The 26,066-nt window shown below is 59.8% G+C and carries 23 protein-coding genes and 1 pseudogene; 9 read left to right on the forward strand and 15 right to left on the reverse strand.

Annotated features, from left to right (window positions below; all coding sequences use genetic code 11):
• The first annotated feature begins 38 nt into the window (after positions 1-38).
• The 5 genes and pseudogenes from DTA24_RS15980 (at position 39) to DTA24_RS16000 (ending at position 5,366) form a co-directional block, all read left to right on the forward strand.
• Complete coding sequence (locus tag DTA24_RS15980) at positions 39-470, forward strand: MarR family winged helix-turn-helix transcriptional regulator (protein ID WP_008805105.1); 432 nt, start codon at positions 39-41, stop codon at positions 468-470.
• Positions 470-2,122, forward strand: a pseudogene (locus tag DTA24_RS15985) (MFS transporter). The gene DTA24_RS15980 and the pseudogene DTA24_RS15985 overlap by 1 nt, the downstream one beginning before the upstream one ends.
• 28 nt (positions 2,123-2,150) lie before the next feature.
• The gene (locus tag DTA24_RS15990; protein WP_008805107.1) at positions 2,151-3,236 is read left to right on the forward strand and encodes an HlyD family secretion protein; all 1,086 of its coding nucleotides are present in this window, start codon (positions 2,151-2,153) and stop codon (positions 3,234-3,236) included.
• Entirely contained in the window at positions 3,233-4,603 is a 1,371-nt protein-coding gene (locus DTA24_RS15995; protein ID WP_012968356.1) for an efflux transporter outer membrane subunit, read from the forward strand. Before DTA24_RS15990 ends, DTA24_RS15995 begins: the two co-directional genes overlap by 4 nt.
• 103 nt (positions 4,604-4,706) lie before the next feature.
• Entirely contained in the window at positions 4,707-5,366 is a 660-nt protein-coding gene (locus DTA24_RS16000) for an O-methyltransferase (protein WP_012968357.1), read from the forward strand.
• Between the two features lie 100 nt (positions 5,367-5,466).
• Here DTA24_RS16000 and DTA24_RS16005 read toward each other — a convergent pair whose 3' ends face one another.
• The gene (locus DTA24_RS16005; RefSeq protein ID WP_227500903.1) at positions 5,467-6,267 is read right to left on the reverse strand and encodes a hypothetical protein; all 801 of its coding nucleotides are present in this window, start codon (positions 6,265-6,267) and stop codon (positions 5,467-5,469) included.
• A 241-nt stretch (positions 6,268-6,508) separates the two neighbouring features.
• Positions 6,509-10,411: an ATP-dependent RNA helicase HrpA gene (gene hrpA, locus DTA24_RS16010; protein WP_023340060.1), complete on the reverse strand. Its 3,903-nt coding sequence runs from the start codon at positions 10,409-10,411 to the stop codon at positions 6,509-6,511.
• A 203-nt stretch (positions 10,412-10,614) separates the two neighbouring features.
• Here hrpA and azoR point away from each other — a divergent pair, with 203 nt between their 5' ends.
• The 3 genes from azoR (at position 10,615) to nadS (ending at position 12,082) form a co-directional block, all read left to right on the forward strand.
• Positions 10,615-11,220: an FMN-dependent NADH-azoreductase gene (azoR, locus tag DTA24_RS16015; RefSeq protein ID WP_002902889.1), complete on the forward strand. Its 606-nt coding sequence runs from the start codon at positions 10,615-10,617 to the stop codon at positions 11,218-11,220.
• Positions 11,221-11,463: 243 nt separating this feature from the next.
• Complete coding sequence (locus DTA24_RS16020; RefSeq protein ID WP_016160915.1) at positions 11,464-11,796, forward strand: type II toxin-antitoxin system RelE/ParE family toxin; 333 nt, start codon at positions 11,464-11,466, stop codon at positions 11,794-11,796.
• A gap of 1 nt (position 11,797) precedes the next feature.
• Complete coding sequence (gene nadS, locus DTA24_RS16025) at positions 11,798-12,082, forward strand: NadS family protein (protein WP_012541926.1); 285 nt, start codon at positions 11,798-11,800, stop codon at positions 12,080-12,082.
• A gap of 32 nt (positions 12,083-12,114) precedes the next feature.
• Here the strand turns inward: nadS and paaY are convergent, their stop codons facing one another.
• From paaY to paaA, 13 genes are all read right to left on the reverse strand, one after another.
• Positions 12,115-12,711 carry a phenylacetic acid degradation protein PaaY gene (paaY, locus tag DTA24_RS16030; protein WP_008805114.1) on the reverse strand — a complete coding sequence of 199 codons (597 nt, stop codon included), beginning with the start codon at positions 12,709-12,711 and terminating at the stop codon, positions 12,115-12,117.
• A 9-nt stretch (positions 12,712-12,720) separates the two neighbouring features.
• A complete protein-coding gene (gene paaX, locus DTA24_RS16035) occupies positions 12,721-13,647 on the reverse strand; it encodes a phenylacetic acid degradation operon negative regulatory protein PaaX (protein WP_162535956.1) in 927 nt (308 codons plus the stop codon).
• Between the two features lie 99 nt (positions 13,648-13,746).
• The gene (gene paaK, locus DTA24_RS16040) at positions 13,747-15,063 is read right to left on the reverse strand and encodes a phenylacetate--CoA ligase PaaK (protein WP_008805116.1); all 1,317 of its coding nucleotides are present in this window, start codon (positions 15,061-15,063) and stop codon (positions 13,747-13,749) included.
• Between the two features lie 26 nt (positions 15,064-15,089).
• Positions 15,090-16,295: a 3-oxoadipyl-CoA thiolase gene (gene pcaF / locus DTA24_RS16045; protein WP_123836943.1), complete on the reverse strand. Its 1,206-nt coding sequence runs from the start codon at positions 16,293-16,295 to the stop codon at positions 15,090-15,092.
• Positions 16,295-16,717, reverse strand: coding sequence for a hydroxyphenylacetyl-CoA thioesterase PaaI (gene paaI / locus DTA24_RS16050; protein WP_012541929.1), 423 nt, complete (start codon positions 16,715-16,717; stop codon positions 16,295-16,297). Before paaI ends, pcaF begins: the two co-directional genes overlap by 1 nt.
• Positions 16,707-18,131 (reverse strand): 3-hydroxyacyl-CoA dehydrogenase, encoded by a 1,425-nt coding sequence (locus DTA24_RS16055; protein ID WP_164481340.1) that lies wholly within the window; start codon positions 18,129-18,131, stop codon positions 16,707-16,709. Before DTA24_RS16055 ends, paaI begins: the two co-directional genes overlap by 11 nt.
• Positions 18,132-18,920, reverse strand: coding sequence for a 2-(1,2-epoxy-1,2-dihydrophenyl)acetyl-CoA isomerase PaaG (gene paaG, locus DTA24_RS16060; protein WP_123836944.1), 789 nt, complete (start codon positions 18,918-18,920; stop codon positions 18,132-18,134).
• 2 nt (positions 18,921-18,922) lie between these two features.
• The gene (paaF, locus tag DTA24_RS16065) at positions 18,923-19,690 is read right to left on the reverse strand and encodes a 2,3-dehydroadipyl-CoA hydratase PaaF (RefSeq protein ID WP_109956336.1); all 768 of its coding nucleotides are present in this window, start codon (positions 19,688-19,690) and stop codon (positions 18,923-18,925) included.
• A complete protein-coding gene (gene paaE / locus DTA24_RS16070; RefSeq protein WP_008805122.1) occupies positions 19,687-20,757 on the reverse strand; it encodes a 1,2-phenylacetyl-CoA epoxidase subunit PaaE in 1,071 nt (356 codons plus the stop codon). The genes paaF and paaE overlap by 4 nt, the downstream gene beginning before the upstream one ends.
• Before the next feature lie 7 nt (positions 20,758-20,764).
• Entirely contained in the window at positions 20,765-21,262 is a 498-nt protein-coding gene (gene paaD, locus DTA24_RS16075) for a 1,2-phenylacetyl-CoA epoxidase subunit PaaD (RefSeq protein ID WP_123836945.1), read from the reverse strand.
• A gap of 11 nt (positions 21,263-21,273) precedes the next feature.
• Complete coding sequence (paaC, locus tag DTA24_RS16080) at positions 21,274-22,029, reverse strand: 1,2-phenylacetyl-CoA epoxidase subunit PaaC (RefSeq protein ID WP_123836946.1); 756 nt, start codon at positions 22,027-22,029, stop codon at positions 21,274-21,276.
• A gap of 7 nt (positions 22,030-22,036) precedes the next feature.
• The gene (gene paaB, locus DTA24_RS16085; protein WP_004224492.1) at positions 22,037-22,324 is read right to left on the reverse strand and encodes a 1,2-phenylacetyl-CoA epoxidase subunit PaaB; all 288 of its coding nucleotides are present in this window, start codon (positions 22,322-22,324) and stop codon (positions 22,037-22,039) included.
• A gap of 11 nt (positions 22,325-22,335) precedes the next feature.
• On the reverse strand, positions 22,336-23,265 hold the full coding sequence (gene paaA / locus DTA24_RS16090; RefSeq protein ID WP_004176377.1) for a 1,2-phenylacetyl-CoA epoxidase subunit PaaA: 930 nt from the start codon (positions 23,263-23,265) through the stop codon (positions 22,336-22,338).
• Positions 23,266-23,551: 286 nt separating this feature from the next.
• Between paaA and paaZ the strand changes: the two genes are divergently transcribed.
• Positions 23,552-25,597: a phenylacetic acid degradation bifunctional protein PaaZ gene (gene paaZ, locus DTA24_RS16095; RefSeq protein WP_123836947.1), complete on the forward strand. Its 2,046-nt coding sequence runs from the start codon at positions 23,552-23,554 to the stop codon at positions 25,595-25,597.
• The last annotated feature ends 469 nt before the right edge of the window (positions 25,598-26,066 follow it).

Here is a 26,066-nt window from a genome sequence, read left to right on the forward strand (position 1 = left end):
AAACTCGTTAGAGCTCTAACGATATTGACAGACGACCTATGGACAATCGACAGCTTAACTTCTCCCATCTTTTATACCTCACCGCCCATCACTGGCGGCTGGCGGTCAACCGTCGGCTAAAGGACCTTGGCCTGAGCCAGGCCAGTTGGGTGGCGGTCGCGGCCATTGCCCGCCAGCCACAGCCGCTGTCGCAAAGCGAACTGGCGCAGGAGCTGGGGGTAGAGAGTCCGACCATTGTGCCGCTGATCAACAGGCTGGTCGCCCTCGGCCTGGTGGAGCGTGTCACGACCGCCAGCGATAAACGTAAGCGGCTGCTGGTCGCCACCGAGCAGGGAATGGCGCTGTATGAGCAGGTCAAAACGGTGGCGGACGATCTGCGCGAAGAGATCCTGACGGCGATTACCCCGCAGGAGCGGGAGCAAACTCAGCGGGTGCTGGAAAAACTGCTGCGCGAAGTGGAGAAGAAATAATGCCCCGTCGCCAGGATAACCCCTATGCCCCGCATGACTGGGCGCCGCATGAAAAACCAGCCCTGCTTGGCTCGCCCTCGACGCCGCTGCACAGTCCGCAGAAACGTCTCGCCTATGGCGTGGTCGGCCTGCTGGTGTGCCTCACCGGCGCGCTGGGCAACGCGGTGGTCACCGCCAACCTGCAGCTGCTGCAGGGCACCTTCGCCGCCTGGTCGACCGAGATCGCCTGGCTGCCGGCGGTGTACGTCATGACCAACGTCTCCATCAACCTGCTGCTGGTGAAATTTCGCCAGCAGTTTGGGCTGCGTGCCTTTACCGAAGGCTTTCTGGTGCTCTATGTGCTGGTCACCTTTTTCCACCTGTTCGTCAACGATCTCAGCTCGGCGATGATGGTCCGCGCCGCCCACGGCATGGTGGCCGCAGCGCTCAGCTCGCTGGGGATCTACTACCAGGTGCAGGCCTGGCCCGCACGCCACCGCCTGAAAGGGCTAACCATCGGCATCACCGGCTCGTCGCTGGCCATTCCGCTGGCGCGTCTCTTTTCCACCGAACTGCTGCAGATCGATGAATGGCGCGGCCTTTACTTCTTTGAACTGGGGCTGGCGCTGGTGTCGCTGGCCTGCGTCATCGCGCTGAAACTGCCGCCGAGCGATCGTAAAAAGGTGTTCGAGAAGAAGGATTTTATCACCTTCTTTCTGCTGGCGCCCGGCATGGCGCTGGTGTGCGCCGTGCTGTCGCTGGGGCGGCTCGAGTGGTGGTTTGAAGCGCCGTGGATCGGCTGGTCGCTGGCGGCAGCGGTGGTGCTGATCGTCGCCGCTATCGCCTTTGAGCATAACCGCAGCAATCCCCTGCTCAATACCAAGTGGCTCTCCAGCGGCAGCATCGTACGCCTCGGCCTGATTATGCTGCTGATCCGCATCGTGCTGGCGGAGCAAAACACCGGGGTCATCGGCTGGTTGCAGTACGTTGGTCTGCAAAACGAACAGATGACTAACCTCGCATGGTCAATTTTCGCCGGCATTCTGTGCGGGATCATCGCCAGTTGTCTGACGCTCAACCCGCAGAAGCTCTACTGGCCGACCGCCACCGCCCTGGCGCTGATCATGGTAGCCTCGCTGCTCGACAGCCAGTCCAACGCCCTCACCCGTCCGGAACAATTAATGTTCAGCCAGTTTTTACTCGGCTTCGGCAGCGCCTTCTTTCTGGCCCCGGCGATGCTCGCCGGCATTGGCGGCGTGTTTGCCGATCCGCGCAACCTGGTCAGCTTCTCGGTGCTATTCGGCATGAGCCAGAACATCGGCGGTCTGCTGGGGTCGGCGATCCTCGGCACCTTCCAGACCTGGCGGGAAAAATTTCACTCCAGCCAGCTGGCGGACCAGATCACCACCCTGAACCCGCTGATCGTCGAGCGGCTGCAGCAGTATAGCCAGATGTATCAGAGCCAGATCGGCGACAGCACCCTGCTTAACGTTCAGGCCACCACCCTGCTGCAAAACGCCGCGACGCTGCAGGCCAATATTCTCGCCTGGAATGACACCTATCTGCTGACGGCGGCCATCTCCGCCGGCACATTAGTGTGGGTTTTCTGGCGCTTAATTCGCTTACGACTGACCGCCCGTATCGCCTTAAAACGCGCCACCGGCAGCAAATAATTATCATCATTTCATCTCTGGAGTCGTTATGAGTCAGCAGGATGCGGCCAAACAACAGGCCAACACCCGGAACAACATTCGCGTGGTCTCCATTTTTACCGCCGCAGCGATAGGCCTCGTCGGCGTATTAGTGATCCTCTACGCCTGGCAACTGCCGCCGTTCACCCGGCATAGCCAGTTTACCGATAACGCCTATGTGCGCGGGCAGACCACCTTTATCAGCCCGCAGGTCAACGGCTACATCACCGCCGTCAACGTCAAAGATTTCGCAATTGTCCAGCCGGGCGAGGTGCTGTTCCAGATAGACGATCGCATCTATAAGCAGCGGGTGCATCAGGCCCAGGCGACTCTGGCGATGAAGGAGGCCGCGCTGCGCAACAATCTGCAGCAGCGCAAAAGCGCCGAGGCGACGATCGCCAAAAATGAAGCCGCGCTGCAAAACGCCCGCGCGCAGAATCTGAAAATCCAGGCCGATTTAAAACGGGTACAGGAGCTGACTGCCGATGGTTCGCTGTCGATCCGCGAGCGTGATTCGGCGCGCGCCAGCGCGGCGCAAGGGGCTGCGGATATTGAACAGGCGAAAGCGGCGCTGGAGATGTCGCGCCAGGACCGTGAATCGACCATCGTCAATCGCGATTCGCTGGAAGCCGACGTGGCCAGCGCCAAAGCCGCCCTCGAGCTGGCGCAGATCGACCTGCAGAATACGCAGATCATCGCCCCCACCGGCGGCCAGCTGGGGCAGATCTCGGTACGTCTTGGCGCCTACGTCAGCGCCGGAACCCATCTGACCTCGCTGGTCCCGCCGCAGCACTGGGTGATCGCCAACCTGAAAGAGACCCAGCTTGCCGAGGTGCGTATCGGCCAGCCGGTCACCTTCACCGTCGACGCGCTTAACGGTGAGCGTTTCCATGGCAAGGTGCAGAGCATCTCCCCGGCGACCGGGGTGGAATTCAGCGCCATCTCACCGGACAACGCCACCGGCAACTTCGTCAAGATCGCCCAGCGGATCCCGGTGCGCATTACGGTCAACGACGGGCAGAAGTACAGCGAACACCTGCGTCCCGGTATGTCGGTGCAGGTGACCATTGATACCCGCGCGGAGAAACAGCCATGATCCGCCCGGTCACCCTTGCCGTCATCCTCGCGCTGGTCGGCTGTCAATCCGCCGACGTGCAGCGCGCGCAGCCGACCCTGACCATCCCTGCCGCCTGGCGGGCCGACGTTGGCCCGGCCAGCCCGGTGGAAGGCGTCTGGTGGCGCAATTTTCATGACAGCACGCTCAATCAGTATGTCGACCGGGCGCTGCGCTATAACAGCGATGTGCTGATCGCCCGGGAGCGGGTGAATGAGTATCAGGCGCGGGCCTATGCCGCCGACAGCAGCCTTTTCCCCTCGCTGGACGCCAGCCTGAGCGGTACCCGCGCCCGCGCGCAGTCCGCCGCCACCGGCCTGCCGATCCATAGCACGCTGTACAAAGGCGGCCTGACCGCCAGCTATGATGTTGATATCTGGGGCGCCAACCGCAGCGCGGCCAGCGCCGCCGGAGCCAGCCTCGAGGCGCAAAAAGCCGCTGCAGCCGCGGCCAATTTGAGCGTCGCCAGCTCGGTGGCCGTCGGCTACGTGACCCTGTTGTCGCTGGATGAGCAGCTGCGGGTTACCCAACAGACGCTGAAATCACGGGAAGACGCGTGGCGCCTGGCGAAGCGTCAGTTTGAAACCGGGTATACTTCACGCCTTGAGCTGATGCAGGCAGATTCGGAGCTGCGCTCAACGCGGGCGCAGATCCCGCCGCTACAGCACCAGATTGCGCAGCAGGAAAATGCGCTCAGCGTGCTGCTGGGTGATAACCCCGGCGCGGTAAAACGCGGCGAGTTCGCCCAGCTCACTCCGCTGCGTCTGCCGTCGCAACTGCCGTCCACCTTACTCAACCGCCGCCCGGATATCGTACAGGCTCAGCGTCAGCTGGTGGCCGCCGATGCCACCCTGGCCTCGTCGCAGGCGCAGCTGCTGCCGTCTATCAACCTCACCGCCACCGGCAGCCTGCAGGATCGTACACTGCCGGACCTGCTGGACAACCCGCTGCGGCTGTGGAGCGTCGGCGGCAGTATTTTGGCGCCGCTGCTTAACCGCCAGGCGTTAAATGCCCAGGTGGATGTCTCCATGGCCCAGCGCAACCAGGCGCTCTATAGCTACGAGAAAACGGTGCGCGGCGCGTTCAAAGAGGTGAATGACAGCCTTGACGCCATTAGCCGCTACGGTGAACAGCTGACCGAACTGCAGGGGCAGGTGGCGGTGGCGGAGGAAACATTGCGCATTGCGCAGAACCGCTACCGTAACGGCTACTCTTCGTATCTGGATGTGCTTGATGCCCAGCGAACGCTGTTCTCCACCCAGCTTAGCGTAGTGCAGGTGAAGAACAACCTGCTGCTGGCGCAGATCGATCTGTACCGGGCGCTGGGAGGCGGCTGGATGAACGCGTGAATACCCTCTGCGCGCCGGTCCACAACCGTGGAGAGCGCAGAAACCCATATTCAGGCCGGTGTAGCGCAGCGCTACCCGGCAACAACCACCAGGGAGTCAATCTATGCAACAACAGTGGTCTGCCGTCGATAATTTCATGATTTCTTCGCTTATTCCTGAAGATGACATACTGAGTCAGGTACTGGAAAACAACAAACGCGCCGGGCTACCTGAACATGATGTTGCGGCCAATCAGGGGCAATTTCTGGCGCTGCTGGTGCGTATAACACAGGCGCGGCGGATCCTGGAAATTGGCACACTCGGCGCCTATAGCGCTATCTGGATGGCGCGTGCGCTGCCCGCCGACGGAAAGCTGATTACCCTCGAGGCCGATCCTGGCCATGCCGGGGTGGCGCGCCAGAATATCCGCCTTGCGGGGCTAAACGAGCGCATTGAACTCATTGAAGGACCGGCGCTGAACACGCTGGAAAATTTCGCGAATGTGCAGCCGTTCGACCTGATCTTTATTGATGCCGATAAACCTAATAATCCTCGCTATCTGGAGTGGGCGCTGCACTATTCGCGCCCCGGGACGCTGATCGTGGGCGATAACGTGGTGCGCGATGGCGAAGTGATTAACGGACAAAGCGATGATGCGCGCGTGCAGGGCGTGCGTCGGTTTATCGAAATGATCGGGGATAACCCGCGGCTCACTGCCACCGCGCTGCAGACGGTGGGCATCAAGGGATGGGATGGGTTTACGCTGGCGCTGGTGAATGGGTAAGATCCGGGCGGCCTGATGCCCTCATCCCGGCCCTCTCCCCCAGGGAGAGGGAGAAAACCCGCGCCGGGACGCGTCACCAGCGGCATTCGTCCGCTGACGATCATTGGGGATAATACGTATACTGATAGTGCAGAGACGCGTCGCTTTTTCCGCCGTATCCTTCTTGCTCGCCATATTCCCCGGTACAGTTCCCCTCGGGGTCCCAGCCTAAACAGCGCGACTGGTGTTTTGTACTATACGTGGTAGTTCTTTCCTCGGATAACCACCGCCCTTTTTCATCCCAACGCAGCGTCGTGGTCGCATCCGAGTCGGCAATGCGGCTTAAATGCCCTTCCGCGTAGCGATAATTGACAGCAAGCATGGCCATCATGCCGCCATTGACCGTTTTACGCACCAGCCGATGGCGGTCGTCATAGTGATAGGTGGTTGTGCTCATGGCTTTGGGCGGTTGCTGCGACACGAGTAGATTCTCTGAACGTACAATGCGCCCGAGATTATCGGTGTAGAACTGCTCACGCATGACCATTTTTCTGATATTTCCCGTCGCGCTCCGGGTCTGTCGGATATATTCCCGCATCCATCCTTTATCATTTCGCCAGTGAACATTATCTCTGACTATCGTGGAGTCATTCGCGGTATTAAAAGTTTTTGCTCGCTCGTAACTTTCCAGCCGGCGGCACCGGGCAAAACGCAGCGTGCCTGCGTCGTTATTTTGGCTACCGTCAATTTTTACGCTCTGCACCTCACCATTGAGCGGCGGAAGATAGGTCAAAATAAAAAAATTGGCATCGTTGATCGCCCGCTGTGTTTCATCACAGGAAAAAGCGTCAACGAAAGGCTTACACGCCGTAATAACAAGAATGGCCGACACCAGCATAAATAGTCTGTACATAGCCATCATCGTAAAAATAGACTCCGTGTCCTGTTTATCCGGCAAAGCGAGGCTAAACATACGCCAATAAAGCAGGTTCCCCAAGCCACCGGGTTGATTTTCAGAATCCGTTAATTTTACGTCCGGGAGAACCAGTATGGGCCACATCCGGGGCGGGAAGATTATCGGGTGCGGCGTACTGATGAGTATCAGCCTCAGGATATGCCCCCGCCCGGCAAGCACAGCGCCACCGGGCTGGGGAATGAGGGGATTACGGCGTGATCTGTTCCATCGCCTGCAGGACGCGTTTGTCCGAGATGGGATACGGGGTGCCCAATTGCTGGGCGAAGAAGCTCACCCGCAATTCCTCGATCATCCAGCGGATCTCCCGGACATCGTCGTCCTCACGGCGGTTCGGCGGCAGCTTATTCAGCCACTGCTGCCACGCCTGCTGCACGCTCTCAATTTTCAGCATCTGCGCGCGATCGCGGTGCGGATCGATAGCCATCTTCTCGAGACGCTTTTCAATCGCCTGCAGATAACGCAGCGTATCGCCAAGACGGCGGAAACCGTTGCCGGTGACAAAACCGCGATACACCAGACCCGCCATCTGCGCTTTGATATCCGACAGCCCCAGCGCCATGGTCATATCCACGCGGCCTTTCAGCCGTTTGTTGATATTGAACACCGCGGTGAGGATCTGCTCGACCTGTTTAGCGATCTCCACCACCGTGTCGTTGAGCTCGGCGCGAACCTTCTCGTGCAATTGACTGAAGCCCTCTTCCGCCCACACCGGACCGCCCGCCTCGTCGATAAGCTTATCAACGCCGCAGGAGATGCAATCGTCAATCAGATCCAGCACTTTACCGTACGGGTTAAAATAGAGCCCAAGCTTGGCTTTGTTCGGCAGTTTTTCGTGCAGATACTTAATTGGCGACGGGATGTTGAGCAGCAGCAGGCGGCGCAGACCACGCCACATGGCCTGCTGCTGTTCCTGTGGATTATCAAACAGCTTGATAGCCACGCTGTCGCGCTCGTCCACCAGCGCCGGCCAGGCTTTCACCTTATAGTTGCCGCGTTTCTGTTCGTAACTTTCCGCCAGCGTACCAAAGCTCCAGATATGCAGCCCGCTCTGCTCAATGCCGTCATCGGCCACCGCCGACAGCGTCTCCTGAACTTTGCCCTTCAGCGCGTCTTTCAACGCCTGCAGCGAGCGCCCTTCCTGCAGCTTCTTGTTTTTGTCATCCACCACCCGGAAGGTGATTTTGAGGTGATCGGGCACCTGATCCCATTGCCAGGCCTCGCGGTCGATGGTCACGCCGGTCATCTTACGCAGCTCACGCTCCAGCGAATCAAGCAGCGGCAGCTCAATCGGCGTCGCCCGGCCGAGAAACGCTTCCGCATAGTTAGGGGCCGGGACGAAATTGCGCCGCACCGGCTTCGGCAGCGATTTTATCAGCGCGATAATCAGCTCGCGACGCAGGCCTGGGATCTGCCACTCAAATCCGGCCTCCTCCACCTGGTTCAGCAGAGGCAGCGGAATATGCACCGTCACGCCATCGGCATCGGCGCCCGGTTCAAACTGGTAGCTAAGCCGCAGCTTGAGATTCCCCTGATGCCAGAAGTTCGGGTAGTCCAGCTTGCTGACCTGCTCCGCCCCTTCTTTAATCAGCATGCTCTTTTCAAAATTGAGCAAGTCTGGCGTTTCGCGGCTGGCCTGCTTCCACCAGGCATCAAAATGACGGGCGGAGATGACGTCGTGGCTAATGCGCTGGTCGTAGAACTCGAACAGGGTTTCGTCATCCACCAGGATGTCGCGACGGCGCGATTTATGCTCCAGCTCTTCGATTTCCGCCCGCAGCTTCAGATTTTCCCGGAAGAAGGCATGCCGCGTCTGCCAGTCGCCCTCCACCAGCGCGTGGCGGATAAACAGTTCGCGGCACAGCGCCGGGTCGATCTGGCTGTAGTTGACCTTGCGTGCGCCAACGATCGGCAGGCCGTAGACGGTGACCTTCTCCGTCGCCATCACCGCGCCCTGCGCCCGCTCCCAGTGCGGTTCGCTGTATGAGCGCTTGATCAGGTGCTGCGCGACCGGCTCAACCCACTCCGGCTCAATGCGGGCGGCGATGCGCCCCCACAGCCGGCTGGTTTCCACCAGTTCCGCCACCATCGTCCATTTTGGCGGCTTTTTAAACAAACCGGAACCCGGGAAGATGGAGAAGCGGGCGTTGCGCGCGCCGGTAAACTCCTGCTTATCGGCATCCTTCATGCCGATGTGCGACAGCAAACCGGTCAGCAACGCGGTATGGATCTCGCGATATTCCGCCGGCTCGCTGTTGATCGGCAGGCCGAGCTCTTTCACCACCTGGCGCAACTGGGTGTAGATGTCCTGCCACTCGCGCACGCGCAGATAGTTAAGAAAATCGACCCGGCACTGGCGGCGGAACTGATTCGACGACAGTGCCTTCTGCTGCTCGCCAAGGTAGTTCCACAGATTGACGAAGGCGAGGAAATCGGACTCTTTATCGTGGAAGCGGCGGTGCTTCTCATCGGAGGCCTGCTGTTTGTCCATCGGCCGCTCGCGCGGGTCCTGAATCGACAGCGCGGAGGTGATGATCATCGCTTCCCGCACGCAGCCGTGCTTCTGCGCCTCCAGCACCATGCGCGCCAGACGGGGATCCACCGGCAGTTGGCTGAGCTGGCGGCCCATCGGCGTCAGCTTATAGGCGGTGGCCTGCTCATCGGTGGTGATGGCGCCCAGCTCTTCCAGCAGGCGCACGCCGTCCTGGATATTGCGCTTATCCGGCGCTTCGACAAACGGGAAGGCGGCGATATCGCCTAAGCCCAGGGCGGTCATCTGCAGGATGACCGACGCCAGGTTGGTACGCAGAATTTCCGGGTCAGTAAACTCCGGGCGCGACAGGAAATCGTCTTCCGAATAAAGACGAATACAGATCCCTTCCGAAACGCGGCCGCAGCGGCCCTTACGCTGGTTGGCGGACGCCTGGGAAACCGGCTCGATCGGCAGGCGCTGCACCTTGGTGCGGTAGCTGTAACGGCTGATACGCGCAGTACCGGGATCGATAACGTATTTAATGCCCGGCACGGTCAGCGAAGTTTCCGCCACGTTGGTCGCCAGCACGATGCGTCGTCCGCTGTGCGGCTGGAAGACGCGGTTCTGCTCGCTGTTGGACAGGCGGGCATACAGCGGCAGCACTTCAGTATGGCGCAGATCCAGCTTATTCAGCGCATCAGCGGTATCGCGAATTTCCCGCTCACCGCTCATAAAGATCAGAATATCGCCGGGCCCTTCGCGCCCCAGTTCGTCAACCGCATCAAAAATCGCCTGTAATTGATCGCGCTCGGTGTCGTCCGCCTCTTCCACTATCGGCCGGTAGCGGACTTCCACCGGGTAAGTCCGCCCGGAGACTTCGATAATGGGCGCATGATTGAAATGCTTTGAGAAACGTTCCGGGTCGATGGTCGCCGAGGTAATGATGATTTTCAGGTCCGGGCGGCGCGGCAGGAGCTCTTTCAGATAGCCGAGCAGAAAATCAATGTTCAGACTGCGCTCGTGCGCTTCATCGATAATGATGGTGTCGTACTGCATCAGCAGGCGATCCTGCTGGATCTCCGCCAGCAGAATACCGTCGGTCATCAGCTTGACCATGGTGTTGTCGCTGACGTGATCGCTAAAGCGAACTTTATAGCCGATGCAACTGCCCGGCTCCGTTTGCAGCTCCTCGGCGATACGGTTGGCGACGGTTCGCGCGGCCAGACGACGCGGCTGGGTATGGCCGATCAGCCCTTTCAGCCCGCGGCCCAGCTCCATGCAGATTTTTGGTAACTGGGTGGTTTTACCCGAACCGGTCTCTCCGGCGACTATCACCACCTGGTGATCGCGCACCGCCTCGAGAATCTCTTGTTTTTTCTGGCTAACCGGCAGGTTTTCAGGATAGGTGATGGCCGGACGCGCCGCTTCGCGCAGCAGGACTTTACCGGCTGCCTGGCTTATCTCCTGCGCCATCTCCTGGAGGATGGCCTGTTGCGATTCAGGATTTTTAACCTTCTTCACACCGTGCAGACGGCGGGCGAAGCGCGTTTTATCGCGCAGCATCAGGCCGTCGAGCTGTTGATAAAGCTGGGGGAAGGTGATTTTTTGTTGTTCTGTCATAGCGTTATCGGGCAGAGCTCTGCCGGGAAAATCTCTTTTGAAGTATTGCCTTAGAGTACCACATCTGTGTCATCCGTGCCTTGTTCAAAAAATCTGAACATAGGATTCGATATATTGCGCTATCTCTGTGGCGCGATTGTGAATACAGTGTCAACAAGCACCAGGGCATTGACCCGTCAATCACATTAAAAAAGGAAACACCCATGAGCAAAGTATTAGTTCTGAAATCCAGTATTCTGGCAGGGTACTCACAATCTGGTCAGCTTTCCGACTATTTTGTTGAACAATGGCAGGAAAAACACCCGGGCGACGAGATCACCGTGCGTGACCTGGCCGCTAATCCGATCCCGGTTCTGGATGGTGAACTGGTTGGTGCCCTGCGTCCGAGCGACGCGCCGCTGACTCCGCGTCAGCAGGAAGCGCTGGCCCTTTCCGACGAGCTGATCGCCGAACTGAAAGGCAATGATGTGATTGTTATCGCTGCGCCGATGTACAACTTCAACATCCCGACGCAGCTGAAAAACTATTTTGACCTGGTGGCTCGCGCCGGCGTCACCTTCCGCTACACCGAGAAAGGGCCGGAAGGTCTGGTGACCGGTAAACGTGCGGTCGTCGTGACCAGCCGCGGCGGTATCCACAAAGATACCCCGACCGACCTGGTCACCCCGTACCTGTCCACCTTCCTCGGCTTCATCGGCATCACCGACGTGAACTTTGTGTTCGCCGAAGGTATCGCTTACGGCCCGGAAGTGGCGGCCAAAGCGCAGTCCGACGCGAAAGCGGCCATCGACAGCGTGGTTGCAGCCTAAGATTTCCACTCCCGCCGCCCGGTGGGAGTGTTTTTTTCCCCTCGCCCATCCCCCTTTTACGAGCCGCCTCGTAAATTCACACATCATTCCAACGCCTTAAGCCACCAGCCTGTACCATGGCTGTCGCCGCGCGAATCTGGCTCACTCCCGGTCGCTGACGGCAACCGTTGTCATGGTCAAAAACAGGAGTGCGTACTATGTACACCCGATGGTGTACATGGTACCTTAGCAAGGAGCGTTTTCGTGTGTCATGCCATTGAATTTATCGAAACGTCGCTATTTACCCGCCAGATAAAACAGCTGGCCAGCGATGAAGATCTGAGGGGACTGCAGAGGCAACTCATAGGCAATCCGGATTTCGGCGATCTTATCCAGGATACCGGCGGGTTACGGAAAATAAGAATGGCGACAGGCTCACAGGGAAAAAGCGGCGGCGTGCGGGTGATTTATTTTCTGGCAACCCGCGAGATCATCTATCTCGTCTTAGCCTACCCCAAGCACACCAAAGAGAGCCTGAGCGCAGCGGAAAAAAACGAACTCAGGAAACTGACCCGGCGACTAAAAAATGAGGTTTGAAATGGGTTACTTCAACGAACTTAAAGCGTCCCTGGAAGAGGCTGTTGAGATCAAAGACGGCAACAAGGCCCCAGCCCGAGCGACGCGCTATGAAGTTGCTGATGTGAAAGCCATCCGCACTCAGCTTAATGTTTCGCAGGCGGAGATGGCAAAAGCGCTGGGTACCAGCGTGGATACTATCAAAAGTTGGGAGTCCAGGCGGCGCAACCCGACAGGCCTGGCAGCAAAAGTACTGGCGGTTATCCAGGCCAACCCGGCGTTCTTTCGTGAACTGGCTGAGCACTAATCCACCGAGCCCCTCCGGGTTGCCCTGGAAAGTTAGCGCTGCGTTTTTGGCCGCAGGTTTTCATCAAATTCCAGTCGCTTACGCCCTGCTTCCACTTCCCGTAATGGCTCCACCTGATGCAGCGTCTGCTTACAGCGCTCCACCAGCACCTGGTATTCACGGGTACCCTGTTTTTTCCACGCCAGCTCCTGTTCGCTCAGGGTGCGAATCGCTTTTGCCGGGCTGCCGATAATCAGATGGTTGGCGGGCATCTCGGCGTTGGCTTTGACAAAGGCCGAAGCGCCGACAATGCTGTTTTCGCCAATGACCGCCCCGTCGATAATCACCGCGCTCATGCCCACCAGCGCGTTGCGGCCAATCACGCAGCCGTGCAGAATAGCGCCGTGACCGATGTGGCCATCCTCTTCCACCACCGTATCCTGGCCGGGGAATCCATGCATGACGCAGTTGTCCTGAATATTGGCGCCGTCTTTGACCACGATGCGGCCAAAATCGCCGCGCAGACTGGCGTTGGGCCCAACATAGACCCCTTTGCCGAGGATCACGTCGCCAATCAGCACGGCGGTTGGGTGGACGTAGCTCTCCTCCGGCACCACTGGCGTCAGTCCATCAATCTGATAAATCGGCATGCAACCTCCTTATGCGCCCGGCAAACCGCCAAAGCGCTGATAATAGAGCGGGCCCGGCGCCGGAAGCTCGCCCACCGAGCTTTCCCCTTTCTCGCTGACGAACGCCAGCGCGCCGGGATTCACGCGTTGATAAATATTGATACACAGCTGGCGGGCGGTTTGCCCCGCCCAGTGCGCCGGCAGCAGCTCCTCCGGCAGCAGCGGATCTTTGAGCACCACCCGGCGATAAAAATGGATCAGCAGCAGCTGGATCTGGAAACAGCGCTCAGGCGTCAGCTCGGCCGGGTCGCAGTCGCGCAGCAGCGGCAGTAACGGTCGGAATAGCGAGATGAAAGATTCATACATCTCGTTTTGTTCAGTGAGATGCCAGCACTCCTCCACGCGGCTGCGCAGCGCCGCACGGGAGAGCGCCAGCGGCGAATGGGCTTCAAAACAGATGACGTTTTCGGCGACGCCCGCTTCGTGGAGCAGCGACTGGACATCGGCCAGTTTTTGCGACGGCGAGGCCAGCAGGCTGGGCGCCAGCGCGCCAAAGCCCTGCCACAGCAGCTGCTTTTTGACGTCGGCGAGCACATTTTTCTCCAGGCCTTCCGAAAGCAGCAGCAGCCAGGTACCGTCCCATTCCGGGGCACTGCCGCGATAAATTTTATGCTCCGCGCGCCGGGTCAGGCGCAGCCCTTTATCGCTCAGGCGATAGAAGCTACGCCGGCCGATACGGATGACATCGAGCCACTCTTCTTTATTGAGGCGAAATAGCGCGGTGCGGACAAAGCGCTCGCCGAAGCCTAATCCTTCCAGCAGCGCCGCAACGCTGCCCAGCCACACTTCCCCACCGCGCTGCAATAAAGCGTCGCCATACAGCGAGGCAATTAATGACGTGCCGCTGATCGGCATCGCCGTCACCGCTTGTTGAATAAAGGCGTCGAGTTTACTCATCTGATTCATTCTGTTGTTATTTTTTTCCTTTATGAATCATAGCACAGGAAATTCCCGGCTTACGGCGTAAAGGCCTCAGCCGGGCTACCGGGGAGAGAATTAACCGCTGACCACCGCTTTACGCAGGTCGAATACCCGACAGGCTTTCCCTTCCGAGCGAGGAATGCTGCCGCAGTTGACGATAGTAATGTCGGTAGAGATCCCGACCATCGACTTAATGCGGTGGCGCAGCTGATGGCAAATCTGGCAGCGTTGTTCGTGGCTCAGCGCCAGCCCGCTCTCTTTCAGTTCAACGCGCACCGCCAGCGAATCAAGATGACCGCGGCGATTGACCTCTAACTGATAGTGCGGCGCCAGGTGTTCAAACTTGAGGATCTCCTCTTCCAGCTGCGAGGGGAAGACGTTAACCCCGCGGATAATCAACATATCGTCGCTGCGCCCGCTGATGCGATCCATGCGGCGCATGGTCCGCGCGGTGCCCGGCAGCAGGCGAGTCAGATCGCGGGTACGATAGCGGATCACCGGCAGCGCTTCTTTGGTCAACGTGGTAAACAGCAGTTCGCCATGCTCGCCATCTTCCAGCGGCGTACCGTCGTCCGGGTTGACGATTTCCGGGAAGAAGTGGTCTTCCCAGATGGTCGGGCCGTCAACGGTTTCCAGACATTCCATCGCTACGCCCGGCCCCATGACTTCCGACAAACCGTAAATATCCAGGGCGGTGATCCCCAGGCGGCGCTCGATCTCCGCGCGCATCGCCAGCGTCCACGGCTCGGCGCCAAACACGCCGACGCGTAACGAGCAGCCGCGGGCGTCACCGCCCATCTGGCGCTCAAGCTCTTCAATCAGATTCAGGCAGTAGGACGGCGTCACCATGATCATATCCGGCTGAAAATCGCGGATCAGCTGCGCCTGTTTTTCGGTCTGTCCGCCGGACATCGGGATCACCGTCGCGCCTAAACGCTCCGCGCCGTAGTGCGCGCCAAGGCCGCCGGTAAACAGGCCGTAGCCGTAGGCGACGTGAATTTTATCTTTCGCCGTGCCGCCGGCGGCGCGCAGCGAACGGGCGACGATATTGGCCCAGTTATCAATATCGTTCTGCGTGTAGCCCACTACCGTCGGTTTGCCGGTGGTGCCGGAAGAGGCGTGAATGCGCACCACCTGCTCCATCGGCACCGCAAAGGTATCGAAGGGATAGTTGTCGCGCAGATCTTGTTTAGTGGTACAGGGGAATTTTTGCAGATCGTTTAATTCCCGAAAGTCGTCAGGGTGCACGCCGGCGGCGTCGAATTTGCGGCGATACATCGGCACATTGTCATACGCATGCTTCAGCGTCCATTTCAGGCGCTGGGTTTGCAGGGCCTGCAGTTCGTCACGCGATGCGGTTTCAATCGGATCTAATTTTGTAGTAGTTATCATTGTAGGGTACTCGCAGGTAAATTAGCTCACACTCGCTCGAGGATCATGGCAATGCCCTGACCCACGCCAATACACATCGTACACAGCGCATAGCGCCCGCCCCGGCGTTGCAGCTCAAGGCTGGCGCTCAGCGCTAACCGAGCGCCGCTCATGCCCAGCGGATGGCCTAACGCGATGGCGCCGCCGTTGGGATTCACATGCGCCGCATCATCCGGCACGCCGAGCTGTCTGAGCACCCCCAGCGCCTGCGCGGCGAAGGCCTCATTCAGCTCAATCAGATCCATATCGTTAATATTGAGCCCGGCTCGCTCCAGCACTTTACGCACCGCCGGTACCGGCCCCAGCCCCATCAGGCGCGGTTCAACACCCGCCGTCGCCATCGCCACGATACGCGCCCGCGGCGTGAGCCCCTGGATAGCGGCCTGCTGTTCGCTGGCGATGATCAGCGCCGCGGCGCCATCGTTGACGCCGGAAGCATTGCCCGCGGTAATGACGCCGCCCTGGCGGAACGGCGCTTTCAGTTTCGCCAGCTGCTCAAGCGTGGTTTCCGGGCGGGGATGCTCATCATCGCGTACCGCGCTGACCGCCCCTTTCTTGCCGATGATCTGCACCGGCACGATCTCCTGCGCCAGAATGCCGTCGCGCTGGGCCTGCGCCGTACGCTGCTGGCTGCGCCAGGCGAAAGCGTCCTGATCGATCCGGCTGATATTTAACAATTCAGCTACATTCTCGGCCGTTTCCGGCATGCTGTCAGTTCCGAAGTGTTGCGCCATGAGCGGGTTCACAAAACGCCAGCCAATCGTGGTATCGAAGAGTTCCGCCTGACGCTGATAAGGCGCGCTGGCTTTTCCCATCACGAACGGCGCGCGAGACATCGATTCCACGCCGCCGGCAATCAACAGATCGGCATCGCCGGCTTTGATCGCCCTGGCGGCAAAACCGATTGCATCCAGACCCGATCCGCACAAGCGGTTAATCGTGGTGCCCGGCACGGTATGCGGATAACCTGCCAACAACGTCGCCATATGCGCTACGTTGCGGTTATCTTCACCGGCCTGGTTAGCACAACCGAAAATCACATCATCAATTGCTGCCGGGTCGAGCTCGGGGTTACGGCTCAGCAACTCACGTAGCGGGATCGCCGCCAGGTCGTCGGCGCGGACGCCGGCCAGCGCGCCGCCGTAGCGGCCAATCGGCGTGCGGATCCCGTCACAAATAAAGGCGTCGCGCATTACACGTCTCCTGTGATTGTGCCGCCGATGCGGTGCGATTTGCCGCGGAACAGGGCCACAATCTTTTGCTGTTGATTAACAATTTCGATGTCGTAGACGCCGGTCAGCTTGCCCTGCTGTTTGACTCGGGCGGTGGCGACCAGCCGGTCGCCGGCAAACGCCGGACGAAGAAAATCAATGTTTGCCGCCGAAGCCACCGCCGCCAGCCCCTGGCTGTTACAGGCGTAGGCGAAAGCGGTATCGGCGAGCGTAAATAGCTGACCGCCGTGACAGGTTTGATGACCGTTAAGCATGTCCGCCGAGACGGTCATGCTCATCTGCGCAAAGCCGTCGTCCATTTCGATAAGTTCGATCCCCATCTTTCTGGCGCAGGTATCTTTTTCGTACATCACGCGCGCGTTGCGCCACGCATCATTGCTCATGGTGCTTCTCCATCAGCGCCTTCTGGCGCAACAGGGAACAGGGACGATAGCGCTCCTCGCCATAATGGTGTTGCAGGTTCTCCAGCAGTTGCAGCACCCGTCGCCAGCCAAGGCGTTCTCCCCATGCCAGCGGGCCGTGCGGATAATTGACGCCAAGGCGCATCGCGGTATCGATATCCTGCGGGCTGGCGACGCCTTTTTGCAGCGCATCCAGCGCTTCGTTAATCAGCATCGCCACCGTGCGCCACACCAGCAGGCCGGGATAATCGGCAATATGCAGGACTTTCTTGCCCTGCTGTTGGAAGTAATGCACGGCCTTATCAGTGGCCGCAGGCGCGTTGGTCGCCGCTGCGGCCAGCACCACCGTATCGCTGGCGCACAGGTCATACACCACCACCGGGCGGTGATGCTTAACGCTTAGCGCCAGCGCGGTCTCACCTTCGGTCTCCAGCAACAGCAGTTCGTCCAGCTCAGTGACACTGTCACTTATCGTCATCACGGATTGAGCGCCATTGGCAACCGGCGGCAACGCCGCGTCCGGCAGTGTCTCAGCGGGCCAGCGATAGACGCCGTAACCGCTCTTTTTACCCAGCCGCCCGGCCAGCGCCAGCTCTTGCTGGAGGAACGATGGCAGGTAGCGGCGGTCCTGCCAGAAGGCGTTAAACACCGAACAGGTCACGGCGAAATTGACGTCCTGGCCAATCAGATCAGTCAGCGCCAGGGGTCCCATCGGAAAACCGCCGCCGTCACGCAAAGCGGCATCGATAACCTCCGGGGCGGCAACCTGCTCTTCCAGCGCGCGCCAGGCCTCGGCGTAGAACGGACGCGCTACGCGGTTAACGATAAAACCGGGCGTTGAGCGGCAGCGTACCGGCTGTTTCCCCCAGCCGCTTACGCACTGGCACAGCTGCTCTACTACCTCAGCAGACGTCTCCAGGCCGCTGACCACCTCGACCAGCTTCATCACCGGCGCCGGATTAAAAAAGTGCAGCCCGGCCACCCGTTCCGGGTTTTTGACCCCGGCGGCGATGGCGGTAATCGAAATAGACGAAGTGTTACTGGTCAACAACGTTGACGGCGCGCAGATCTCCGCCAGCTGCGCGAACAGCGCCGTTTTGACCTCCAGCCGTTCAGAGGCCGCTTCAATCACTAAATCCGCGTCGGCAAGCGCGGCTAAATCGTGAGCCGGATGCAGGCGCGCCAGCAGCGCGTCGGCCTGCTCTGACGCCAGTTTGCCGCGCTCGACCCGTGAGGCGAGACGCCTGGCAATGCCGTCGATCGCCCGGGCAATGGCCTGATGATCGATGTCGTAAATCAGCACCGGATGTCCGGCGGCGGCAGCCACTTCGGCGATGCCGGCCCCCATGGTGCCGCTGCCGATCACCGCCACATTGGCTAAGGATCTCGTCATCATCTATTTCCCGCTGAACTGTGGTGGCCGTTTGGCCAGAAACGCGCTGACCCCTTCGCGGTAATCATCGCTGCGTCCGGCCAGGCGCTGATAATCGCGCTCCAGATCCAGCTGCGCATCGAAACTGTTGGTTTCAGAAGCCAGCAGCGCCTTTTTAATCAGCCCAAGACCAAACGTCGGCTGCGCCGCCAGATGGCGCGCCAGCTGCAGACTGGTATCCGCCAGTTCTGAATCGTCCACCAGTTGCCAGATCATTCCCCACTGCGCGGCCTGTTCCGCGCTGAGGCTATCGCCCAGCAGCGCCAGCCCCATCGCGCGCGCGCGGCCGGCCACCCGCGGCAGGAACCAGCTACCGCCGCAGTCCGGCACCAGGCCGAGCTTGCTGAACGCCATCACAAATTTGGCCGAACGCGCGGCCAGCACGATATCGCAGCCCAGCGCCAGGGTAGCGCCCGCTCCGGCGGCAACGCCGTTGACCGCGCAGATAACCGGCTTCGGCAGCGCCGCCAGACGGCGCACTAACGGGTTGTAAAAGCGTTCTACCGACAGGCCGAGATCCGGCGGCGGGCCGCTGGGGTCGACATTGCGATCGTTCAAATCCTGGCCGGCGCAAAAGCCGCGACCAGCGCCGGTGATCAGCAAGCAACGTACGCCGTCATCACGCTCGGCCTGCTTCAGACATTCCGCCAGCTGGTGATGCATCAGATCGTTAAAACTGTTGAGGCGGTCCGGGCGATTGAGGGTAATGGTCATGACGCCCTGTTCCACTGCGCTGAGAATGAAAGCTTCCACGATTAGCGTCCTTTAAAGTCCGGTGTACGTTTTTGTAAGAAGGCGTCGATGCCTTCGCGGCGGTCCTCGGTGGCGCTCAGCAGGCTAAACAGCTGGCGCTCCTGTTGCAGACCGGCCTGCAGGCTGACTTCCTGCGACAGGCGCAGCGACTGTTTTGCCGCCCGTAGCGCCAGCGGCGAATGGCGGGCAATGGTGGTTGCCAGTTTCAGGGCATACTCATCGGTTAACGCCGCCGGATGGATATCGCTGACCAGCCCGGCCTGTTGCGCCTGGCGGGCGTCAATACTCTCGCCGCTCAGCACCATCCGGCTGGCCAGCGCCTTGCCAACGCTGCGGATCAGCCGCTGGGTGCCGCCAGCGCCCGGCATAATGCCGAGGGTAATTTCCGGCAGGCCAAAGCGGGCGTTGTCGCCGGCGACAATCAGGTCGCAAAGCAGAGCCAGCTCGCAGCCGGCGCCAAGCGCGTAGCCGTTGACCGAAGCGATGAGCGGTTTAGTGAAAGCATCAATTCGCGCCCACAACCGTGGGCGAATATCATCCAGGGTGGCAGGCAGATCTTTCTCCGCCATCTCATTGAGGTCAGCCCCGGCGGCAAAAAAACGCGGGTTGCCGCTGATAACGCAGACGCCGACGCTGTTATCAACTGCCGCAACCTCCAGCGCCTCGGCAATCTGGGTTAAGAGGGCATTGTTCAGCGCGTTGCGGGCCTGCGGGCGGTTTAGCGTCAACTGAAGCACCCGGCCATGACGGTGGATCAGCAGGTCACTCATGCCATCCCCCGCGCGTCAAAGTCGACCACCACATCGCCGCTGGTCGGCAACGACTGGCAGCTCAGGACATATCCCGCCGCCAGCTCATCTGCTTCCAGGCTGTAATTGGCGGCCATCGCCACTTCACCGCGTAGCACTTTGCATTTACAGGTGGCGCATACCCCGCCCTTACAGGCGAACGGCAGATCGGCGCCCTGACGCAATGCGGCATCCAGGATGCTGTCGTCTTCGGCGCTGAGGGCGATCAGCCGATCGCGCCCGTCCTGGCGGATGGTCACCGTGCGCCCTTCCGCCTGCACGCCGGCGGCGCGCTTCACATTGCCGCCTGGTGTATTAAAGCGTTCGAGATGAATCGATTTCTCCGCTACGCCAAGTTCACGTAACGCCGCTTCCGCCTCATCCATCATCGCCGCCGGACCGCAGATAAAAGCCTCGTCGAAACGGCTAAAATCCAGCAGATGGTCAGCGAGCTGGCGCAGTTTGTCGCCGTCAATGCGCCCCTGTAGCAGATCGCTGTCCATCGACTCCTGGCTAAACAGATGTATCACCTGCAGGCGCTGCGGATAGCGGTCTTTTAAATCGGCCAGCGCCTGGCGGAACATCATGCTATGGCTGCTGCGGTTGCCGTAGATCAGCGTGAAGCGGCTTTGCGGCTCGGTCGCCAGCGTCGCGCTCATGATCGCCATCATCGGCGTGATCCCGGAACCGGCGGCAATCGCCAGATATTCACCCTGCCGTTCAGCCTGCGGTTGATAACCGAAATGCCCCTGCGGCACCATCACTTCCAGCTCCATACCCTGCTGGATATCGTGCTGGGCGTAGCGCGAAAAGCGCCCGCCGTCGATAGCTTTGACCGCGACGCTAATTTCGCCTGGCGTGCGGCTGCGACAAATGGAGTAACAGCGGCGCAGTTCTTCGCCGCCCAGACGGGCTTTTAGCGTCAGATGCTGGCCCGGGCGAAAGCAGTACTCCGCCTGCAGGGCTTGCGGGATCGCAAAAGTGATGGTCACCGCATCGCGGGTTTCCGGCTCGACTCTCGCCACCTTAAGCGAATGGAACGTCGTCATGGCAACCTCAAATACATTTAAAGTAATCAAAAGGTTCGCGGCAGCTGTCGCAGCGATAGAGCGCTTTGCAGGCCGTGGAACCGAATTCGCTAATCAGCGAGGTATGGGTGCTGCCGCAGCGCGGACAGCTCACCTCAGCGGGCATGCCCGCATGGCAGGCGTGCCCCTGGGGCGGGCTGATGCCATACTGGCGCAGGCGATCGCGGGCATCCTGACTCATCCAGTCGGTGGTCCACGGCGGATCCAGCTGCAGGACGATATGTACCGGCTGAAAACCATGCTCGCTCATGACCGCGCGGATCTCCCCCAGCAGATGCTCCGTCGCCGGACAGCCCGAATAGGTCGGGGTAAAGCCAATCACCCACCCGTCGCCGTGGCGCGCGACGCTGCGCACCATACCGAGGTCGGTGATGGTGAGTACCGGCACTTCCGGATCCGGGATCACGCTTAATAATCCCCAGATGGTACGAACTTCAGCAGGAGCGATGTCGGCAAGACGTTGCATAGTCACCTCACTTACCACTGCAGTCCGGGATGCGAACGCTGCAGATATTGCATCTCCGCCAGCAGCGGGCCGAGATGTTCACTGTGCAGCCCCTGTTTGCCGCCGCTGCGGAAGGCCGCTTCCTGCGGGATTTGTAAGCCGGAGTCGAGCAGCGCCGTGTGTACCGCGCTTTGCCATTCGGCCTGAAGCTCACGCGGATCAACCGCAATACCCTGCTCAACCAGGCTGAGATCCACTTCATCGGCAAGGAACAGTTCGCCGGTGAAGCGCCACAGATTGTCGACCGCCTGCTGCATTTTGCGATTTGATAACTCGGTGCCGTTACCCAGACGCTCCAGCCAGCCGCGGCTGAAGCGCTGGTGGTAACGCACCTCTTTCAGCCCTTTGGCGGCAATGGCCGCCAGCTGCGTGTCGCGGCTGTTCACCAGGCGGCTGAACAGAGCGACGTGCCAGACATCGATAAAGAACTGGCGGGCGATAGTGTCGGCAAAATTGCCGTTTGGCTGCTCCACCAGCAGCAGGTTGCTGAACTGGCGCTCATCGCGGCCAAAGGCCAGCGTATCTTCGTCGCCGCAGCCGTTAAGCTCGGCGGCATAGCTTAAAAAATTGCGCGCCTGGCCGAGCAGGTCGAGGCCGATGTTGGCCAGCGCAAGATCGATCTCGAGCTCGGGAGCATGGCCGCACCAGGCGCCTAAACGCTGGGCCAGAACCAGACCATTGTCGCCAAGCCGCAGGGCGTAGGTGGCTACGGGGTTAGGGGTATTCATCGCCGCCTCACATGTGTTCCATGCCATCCGGCACGGTATAGAAAGTCGGATGACGGTAGACTTTGCTTTCCGCCGGGTCGAAGAATTCGCCGCGCTCTTCCGGCTGCGAAGCAACGATTTCGCTGGCCTTCACCACCCAAATTGAGCAGCCTTCGCTGCGGCGGGTATAAGCATCGCGGGCATTCTCCAGCGCCATTTGATCATCGGCGGCGTGCAGACTGCCGACGTGACGATGGGATAACCCCTGTTTGCTGCGAACGAACACTTCATATAACGGCCAGTAAACTTTGCTCATGTTGTCTCTCCTCATGCCGCGCTGCGGGCCTGCTGTTTTTGCGCATGGGCCAGCGCGGCTTCGCGCACCCATTCGCCCTCTTCCCAGGCCTTACGCTTGGCGGCCAGCCGCTCGTGATTGCAAATCCCACGGCCGCTAATCACCTCGTTAAATTCCTGCCAGTCGATTTCGCCGAAGCGGTAGTGGCCGCTGGCTTCATCAAACTGCAAATCCGGGTCCGGGACGGTCATACCGAGGATCTCTACCTGCGGCACGGTGTTATCGACGAAGCGCTGACGTAGCTCGTCGTTGGAGTGCAGTTTGATTTTCCACGCCATGCTGCGGGCGCTGTTCGGCGAGTTGTCATCGTTGGGGCCAAACATCATCAGCGCCGGCCACCAGAAACGGTTAATGGCGTCCTGCAGCATCTGCCGCTGCGCGTCATTGCCCTGCGCCAGCGCCATGCAGGCTTCAAAACCCTGACGCTGGTGAAAGCTCTCTTCTTTGCAGATTTTGACCATCGCCCGGGCATAGGGGCCATAGGAGGTCCGGCACAGCGCCACCTGGTTGACGATGGCCGCGCCATCGACCAGCCAGCCGATCACGCCGATATCCGCCCAGCTCAGGGTCGGGTAGTTAAAAATGGAGGAATATTTCATCTGCCCGTCGAGCATTTTCTGATACAGGTCTTCCCGCGCGCAGCCCAGCGTTTCCGCGGCGCTATAGAGATAAAGCCCATGCCCGGCCTCATCCTGTACCTTAGCCAGCAGGATCGCTTTGCGGCGCAGCGTCGGCGCGCGGGTGATCCAGTTGCCTTCCGGCAGCATGCCGACGATTTCCGAGTGCGCGTGCTGGCCTATCTGCCGAATCAAGGTCTTACGGTAGGCATCCGGCATCCAGTCCTGCGGTTCGATGGCCGTTTCCTGCGCGATGCGCTGGTCAAAGCGTTGTTCTTCTGTCACGTCATCACCTTTATGATTCCGATATTCACAACAAAAACATTTATGTGAATCACTTTGTTTATTGAAGGTTACATATTGGTTAAATAAAACCACAAATTTTGTTTGTTCTTTTTGTGATGCTAACCGCAAAACCTTTTGTAAACAGCCGATAAATCAGTAGTATAAACGAAACGCCCCATCGACCGCCGATCACAATGTTAATAAATTATTAAATACAGGCTTGATTTTTATGATTCATAAAAGAACTATTTATAGATATCACACGTAACACATTTGGAGATTTGCGATGCAGCAGTTAGCCAGTTACTTATCCGGCGCCTGGCAGACCGGCCGGGGCCGCGCCCGTACTATCCATCACGCCATTACCGGGGCGGCGCTGTGGGAGGTGACCAGTGAAGGCCTGGATATGGCGCAGGCGCGCCGCTTCGCGATTGAGCGCGGCGGTAAAGCTCTGCAAGCCATGACCTTTATTGAACGCAGCGCGATGTTAAAAGCGGTAGCAAAACGGCTACTGGAGAAGAAAGACGAGTTCTACGCCATCTCCGCGCAAACCGGCGCGACCCGCGCCGATAGCTGGGTGGATATTGAAGGCGGCATCGGCACCCTTTTCACCTATGCCGGGCTCGGTAGTCGCGAATTGCCGGACGATATCCTGTGGCCGGAGGACGAGCTGATCCCGCTCTCCAAACAAGGGGGTTTTGCCGCGCGTCACGTGCTGACCTCGAAATCAGGCGTCGCCGTCCATATCAACGCCTTCAACTTCCCCTGTTGGGGAATGCTGGAAAAACTGGCGCCGACCTGGCTTGCCGGCATGCCGGCGATCATTAAACCGGCCACCGCTACCGCCCAGCTTACCCAGGCGATGGTGAAAGCGATTGTCGACAGCGGCCTGGTGCCGGAAGGCGCCATCAGCCTGATTTGCGGCGGCGCGGGCGATCTTCTCGACCATCTCGATAGCCAGGACGTGGTGACTTTTACCGGCTCTGCCGCCACCGGCCAGCAGCTACGGTCGCATCCTAACCTGGTGGCCAAATCGATTCCCTTTACCATGGAAGCAGATTCGCTCAACTGCTGCGTTTTAGGCGAAGATGTCACCCCGGAACAACCGGAATTCGCGCTGTTTATTCGGGAAGTGGTCCGCGAGATGACGGCGAAAGCCGGGCAAAAATGTACCGCTATCCGCAGAATCATCGTGCCACTGGCTCAGATTAATGCGGTTAGCGATGCACTGATCTCCCGCCTGCATAAAGTAACCGTCGGTGACCCTGCGCAGGAGGGCATTAAGATGGGGGCCCTGGTTAATCGCGAACAGCGTCAGGATGTGCAGGATAACGTCAATAAACTGATTGCCGCCGGCTGTGAAGCGCTGCTCGGCGGACAGGCAGATCTTAATGCTGATAGCGCGTTCTTCCCGCCGACCCTGCTGTACTGCCCGCAGCCGGATGAAACGCCAGAGGTTCACGCCATTGAAGCCTTTGGCCCGGTGGCAACGCTGATGCCGTATCGCGACCGCCAGCATGCGCTCACGCTGGCACGCGCCGGCGGCGGTAGCCTGGCTGGTACGCTGGTCACCGCCAGCGGCGAGCTGGCGCGCGAGTTTATCCTTGGCGCCGCGCGCGCGCATGGCCGTATTCAGATACTGAACGAAGCATCCTCCGAAGAATCAACCGGCCACGGTTCGCCGCTGCCGCAGCTGGTACACGGCGGCCCCGGCCGTGCTGGCGGCGGAGAAGAACTCGGCGGACTGCGTTCGGTGAAACACTATATGCAGCGTACCGCGGTCCAGGGCAGCCCAACGATGCTGGCGACCATCGGCCAGCAGTGGGTGCGTGGCGCGCAGGTTAGCGAAGACCGCATTCACCCGTTCCGTAAATACTTCGAAGAGATCCAGCCTGGCGATAGCTTATTAACCCCGCGGAGAACCCTCACCGAAGCGGATATCGTTAACTTCGCCAGCCTGAGCGGCGACCATTTCTATGCGCACATGGACAAAATCGCCGCCGCCGAGTCGATTTTCGGCGAGCGGGTGGTCCACGGTTATTTCCTGATCTCCGCTGCGGCCGGGCTGTTCGTCGATGCCGGCGTCGGGCCGGTTATCGCCAACTACGGCATGGAAAACCTGCGCTTTGTTGAGCCGGTCAAACCGGGAGACACCATTCAGGTTCGCCTGACCTGTAAGCGGAAAACGGTCAAACGTCAACGCAGCGCCGATGAGAAAGCCACCGGCGTGGTGGAATGGGCGGTGGAGATTTTCAACCAGCACCAGCAGGCGGTGGCGCTGTATTCCATTCTGACCCTGGTGGCGCGCCAGCAAGGGGATTTTCCGGCGTAATGCGGAAAATAGACCGCTGGCGCTCTGTTGGCCGATCCTTGAGCCATTGATCCTGCAATCGGTATGCAACGGTTTCGCCCCGGGAAGTCCTTTATGTTATCTGTGGCTTCAGCGCACATTGCGCTCCCGATTAATCGTCTGCGTTATGTCACTCATGGCGCAGGGAGCGCACAGGGGGCGGCCAGTCGCCGCCGCCCCCTGTACCCCCGGGCTCCGGCCAGCAAAATCCCCACTGCGTGGTGCCTTCGACTTTTCCCTGCAGGCTGCGGGTCGGGCCGAGGCAGCGTCCCTGCAAAACACGGCCCTCAGCCCGCATCCATGCGGGCTGCCCCGGCCTTCCGGGAACGTCTCAGCGATTTTGAGGCCGCCAGCACCGGCAGTTTCAGCGGCCCCAGCGCCAGCGATGATTTGGATCTGTAGGGGCTGTAGGCCCGGTAAGGCGTCAGCCGCCACCCGGCAAAAAAATCGG

The organism is Klebsiella sp. P1CD1 (assembly GCF_003790505.1).
GTDB classification, from domain to species: Bacteria; Pseudomonadota; Gammaproteobacteria; order Enterobacterales; family Enterobacteriaceae; genus Klebsiella; species Klebsiella variicola.

What these genes read in the sequence shown, in the direction of transcription:
- DTA24_RS15980 (WP_008805105.1), top strand. Translation starts at nt 39, where the DNA reads ATGGACAATCGACAGCTTAACTTCTCCCATCTTTTATACCTCACCGCC.
- DTA24_RS15990 (WP_008805107.1), top strand. Translation starts at nt 2,151, where the DNA reads ATGAGTCAGCAGGATGCGGCCAAACAACAGGCCAACACCCGGAACAAC.
- DTA24_RS15995 (WP_012968356.1), top strand. Translation starts at nt 3,233, where the DNA reads ATGATCCGCCCGGTCACCCTTGCCGTCATCCTCGCGCTGGTCGGCTGT.
- DTA24_RS16000 (WP_012968357.1), top strand. Translation starts at nt 4,707, where the DNA reads ATGCAACAACAGTGGTCTGCCGTCGATAATTTCATGATTTCTTCGCTT.
- DTA24_RS16005 (WP_227500903.1), bottom strand. Translation starts at nt 6,267, where the DNA reads ATGATGGCTATGTACAGACTATTTATGCTGGTGTCGGCCATTCTTGTT.
- hrpA (WP_023340060.1), bottom strand. Translation starts at nt 10,411, where the DNA reads ATGACAGAACAACAAAAAATCACCTTCCCCCAGCTTTATCAACAGCTC.
- azoR (WP_002902889.1), top strand. Translation starts at nt 10,615, where the DNA reads ATGAGCAAAGTATTAGTTCTGAAATCCAGTATTCTGGCAGGGTACTCA.
- nadS (WP_012541926.1), top strand. Translation starts at nt 11,798, where the DNA reads ATGGGTTACTTCAACGAACTTAAAGCGTCCCTGGAAGAGGCTGTTGAG.
- paaY (WP_008805114.1), bottom strand. Translation starts at nt 12,711, where the DNA reads ATGCCGATTTATCAGATTGATGGACTGACGCCAGTGGTGCCGGAGGAG.
- paaX (WP_162535956.1), bottom strand. Translation starts at nt 13,647, where the DNA reads ATGAGTAAACTCGACGCCTTTATTCAACAAGCGGTGACGGCGATGCCG.
- paaK (WP_008805116.1), bottom strand. Translation starts at nt 15,063, where the DNA reads ATGATAACTACTACAAAATTAGATCCGATTGAAACCGCATCGCGTGAC.
- pcaF (WP_123836943.1), bottom strand. Translation starts at nt 16,295, where the DNA reads ATGCGCGACGCCTTTATTTGTGACGGGATCCGCACGCCGATTGGCCGC.
- paaI (WP_012541929.1), bottom strand. Translation starts at nt 16,717, where the DNA reads ATGAGCAATGATGCGTGGCGCAACGCGCGCGTGATGTACGAAAAAGAT.
- DTA24_RS16055 (WP_164481340.1), bottom strand. Translation starts at nt 18,131, where the DNA reads ATGATGACGAGATCCTTAGCCAATGTGGCGGTGATCGGCAGCGGCACC.
- paaF (WP_109956336.1), bottom strand. Translation starts at nt 19,690, where the DNA reads ATGAGTGACCTGCTGATCCACCGTCATGGCCGGGTGCTTCAGTTGACG.
- paaE (WP_008805122.1), bottom strand. Translation starts at nt 20,757, where the DNA reads ATGACGACGTTCCATTCGCTTAAGGTGGCGAGAGTCGAGCCGGAAACC.
- paaD (WP_123836945.1), bottom strand. Translation starts at nt 21,262, where the DNA reads ATGCAACGTCTTGCCGACATCGCTCCTGCTGAAGTTCGTACCATCTGG.
- paaC (WP_123836946.1), bottom strand. Translation starts at nt 22,029, where the DNA reads ATGAATACCCCTAACCCCGTAGCCACCTACGCCCTGCGGCTTGGCGAC.
- paaB (WP_004224492.1), bottom strand. Translation starts at nt 22,324, where the DNA reads ATGAGCAAAGTTTACTGGCCGTTATATGAAGTGTTCGTTCGCAGCAAA.
- paaZ (WP_123836947.1), top strand. Translation starts at nt 23,552, where the DNA reads ATGCAGCAGTTAGCCAGTTACTTATCCGGCGCCTGGCAGACCGGCCGG.